Consider the following 2,610-nt stretch of genomic DNA (forward strand, 5'->3'; position numbering starts at 1 on the left):
CTCCATAGGCCGACATGGTGCACCGATCCCCGCACCCGAGCGGATGCCGGGTCGGCGGGGATCGGTGCACCATGTCGGCCTATGGAGACGCCTCTGTTCACCTTCGGGCACGGCACCGCCGGCCGCGAGCGGATCACCGGCCTGCTGCGGGGCGCCGGGGTCGCCTCGGTGGTGGACGTACGCACCGCCCCGGGCAGCCGGCGCGATGCCGACCTGCTGCGGGAGCGGCTCGCCGTGTGGCTGCCGGACAGCGGGATCGCCCACCGGGGGGAACGCGGCCTCGGCGGGTTCCGCAAGCCGGCCGCGGACAGCCCGGACACCTTCTGGCGCAACGACTCCTTCCGCGGGTACGCCGGGCACACCCGCTCCCCGGAGTTCGTCGCCGCGATGGACCGCCTGCTCGGGGAGGCGGCCGAGACACCGACGGCGGTGATGTGCGGGGAGACGGTGTGGTGGCGCTGTCACCGCCGGCTCATCGCCGACTTCGCGGTGCTGGCGCGCGGGGCTGCGGTGGCGCATCTCCTGCACGACGGCCGGATCAGCCCGCACGTCCCGACGGCCGGCGCGCGGCTGCGCGCGGACGGACTGCTGGTGTACGACGGTCCCGCCGCCGGGCCGGCCGGGGGGTGACGCCCGGCCGGCCGCGGGCAGCGCGCTCAGGCCCCGGTCAGCGTCACGTCCTGCTCCTGCACCGCGTGGAACCGGGGCAGCACGAGCAGGCCGTGGGAGGTCAGCTCCATGACGGCGGCCTGCACATGGGCCGGGCCGGGGCCGAACGGGTCGGCGGGTGTGCCGGTGTTGGACCAGGTGTGCTCGGCGCCGTCGCACACGGCACGGGTGCCGCCGATGCCGTAGTGGACGCCGCTGCCCTGCCGGCTGATGCCGGAGCTGACGAAGACGGGGCCGGTGGCGCCGGGGCAGCGGTAGGTGCCGGAGAGCGTGACGGTGCCGTCGGCGGCCAGCCGGGCCGTCCGGTCGACGGTCACGCTCTCGCCCTCGGCCGCGGCGGCCGCGGGCAGGGCGGGGACGGCGGTCAGGACCAGCGCGGCGGCGGCCACGCCGAGGGCGCCCCGTGCGGAACGTACGCGGGTGACGGGCATCGGGAAAGGCCTCCAAGGGTGGGTGACGAGCGGTCAGCCGGGTGACCCCTGGGGAATCAGGGGGTCAGGAAGTCAGGTATGAGGTCTTCCACCCGTACCCGTGGGTGGCGCGCCACGGCCGTGATCTCACCCCATCGGTGGCGAGCCCTTCCCCCGGTTCCCGTCCCCTCCTTCAGGGCAGCACGGCGAAACCGTCCAGCTCCACCATCGCCTCCTCGTCCCACAGGCGGACGACCTGCACCACCGCCATGGCCGGGTAGTCGCGCCCCGCCAAGTGCTGCCAGATGCGGCCGAGTCGGGGGGCGTGGGCGCGGGAGGCGGCGAGGTCGGGGGCGTAGACGGTGACGCGGGCCAGGTCGGCGGGGGTGCCGCCGGCGGCGCGCAGGGCGGGGAGGAGGTTGGCCAGGGCCCGTTCGAACTGCTCGGGGAGGGTGTCGCCGGTCACCTTGCCGTCCGCGTCGAGCGCCGTCTGCCCGGCCAGGAAGACCACGCGGGAGCCGGTGGCGACGACGGCGTGCGAGAAGCCGGTGGGCGGGGACAGCTCGGCGGGGTTCACGCGTTCGGCGGTCACGGGGCCTCCCGGTGGTCCGTGGACGGTTCGGCGGTCACGGGGCCTCCCGGTGGTCCGCGGGCGGACCGGCGGGCCGCTCCTTGCCCGGCTGCTGAGGGCGCCGGCCGTCCCGCTCCTTGTACAGCTCCTTGGCGACGAGCGTGCGCTGCACCTCGCTCGCGCCCTCGTAGATCCGCGGTGCGCGCACCTCGCGGTAGAGGTGTTCGAGCAGGTGGCCGCGGCACAGGGCGCGGGCGCCGTGCAGCTGGACGGCGGTGTCGACGACGTACTGGGCGGTCTCGGTGGCGAGGAGTTTGGCCATGGCGGCGCGCTTGGGCACGTCCGGTGCGCCGGCGTCGTACGCCGTCGCCGCCGCGTAGACCATCAGGCGGGCGGCCTCGGTGCGCAGGGCCATCTCCGCCACCTGGTGGGAGACGGCCTGCAGGTCGCCGAGCGGGCCGCCGAACGCCTCGCGGCGGGCGGTGTGGGCGAGGGTGGCGTCCAGCGCGGCCTGCGCCATGCCGAGCGCGAAGGCGCCGACGCTGGGCCGGAACAGGTTGAGCGTGCCCATGGCGACGCGGAAACCGTGGTCCACCTCGCCGATCACGTCGTCGGCCGTGACCGGGACGCCGTCGAAGCGCAAGCTGCCGATGGGGTGCGGGGAGAGCATCTCCAGCGCGCTGCCGGTCAGGCCGGGGCGGTCGGCCGGGACCAGGAAGGCGGTGATGCCGCGCGATCCGGCGCCGGGCGTGGTGCGGGCGAAGACGGTGTAGAAGTCGGCCTCGGGGGCGTTGGAGATCCAGCACTTCTCCCCCGTCAGCCGCCAGCGTCGCGGGCCGCCGTCCGGGTGGGCGGTGAGGGGCGTGGAGGCGGTGTGCGGCGGACCGGCGGGGCCGGGCGGTGGCGCGCCGCCGGGTGCGGCGGGCGGTGCGGTAGGCGGTGCGGTGGGCGGTGTGGAAG

General features: G+C 75.9%; 4 protein-coding genes. 1 reads left to right on the top strand and 3 read right to left on the bottom strand.

Features of this window, described 5'->3' with window-relative positions:
• The first annotated feature begins 81 nt into the window (after window positions 1-81).
• A complete protein-coding gene (locus tag GV126_RS33780) occupies window positions 82-630 on the top strand; it encodes a DUF488 domain-containing protein (protein WP_159674982.1) in 549 nt (182 codons plus the stop codon).
• A 26-nt stretch (window positions 631-656) separates the two neighbouring features.
• On the opposite strand, the gene GV126_RS33785 is transcribed toward GV126_RS33780, so the two are convergent.
• From GV126_RS33785 to GV126_RS33795, 3 genes are all read right to left on the bottom strand, one after another.
• Window positions 657-1,100, bottom strand: a complete 444-nt coding sequence (locus GV126_RS33785) for a DUF6299 family protein (protein ID WP_159674984.1) — start codon at window positions 1,098-1,100, stop codon at window positions 657-659.
• Window positions 1,101-1,272: 172 nt separating this feature from the next.
• Window positions 1,273-1,671 (bottom strand): RidA family protein, encoded by a 399-nt coding sequence (locus GV126_RS33790; RefSeq protein WP_159674986.1) that lies wholly within the window; start codon window positions 1,669-1,671, stop codon window positions 1,273-1,275.
• 34 nt (window positions 1,672-1,705) lie between these two features.
• A partial coding sequence (locus GV126_RS33795; protein ID WP_236570358.1) for an acyl-CoA dehydrogenase family protein occupies window positions 1,706-2,610 on the bottom strand: 905 nt, incomplete at its 5' end.

Source organism: Streptomyces mexicanus, from assembly GCF_902506575.1.
Lineage (GTDB): Bacteria > Actinomycetota > Actinomycetes > Streptomycetales > Streptomycetaceae > Streptomyces > Streptomyces mexicanus.

Bases quoted from the DNA above. Each gene is read 5' to 3' on its own strand.
- GV126_RS33780 (WP_159674982.1), top strand. From the start codon at position 82: ATGGAGACGCCTCTGTTCACCTTCGGGCACGGCACCGCCGGCCGCGAG.
- GV126_RS33785 (WP_159674984.1), bottom strand. From the start codon at position 1,100: ATGCCCGTCACCCGCGTACGTTCCGCACGGGGCGCCCTCGGCGTGGCC.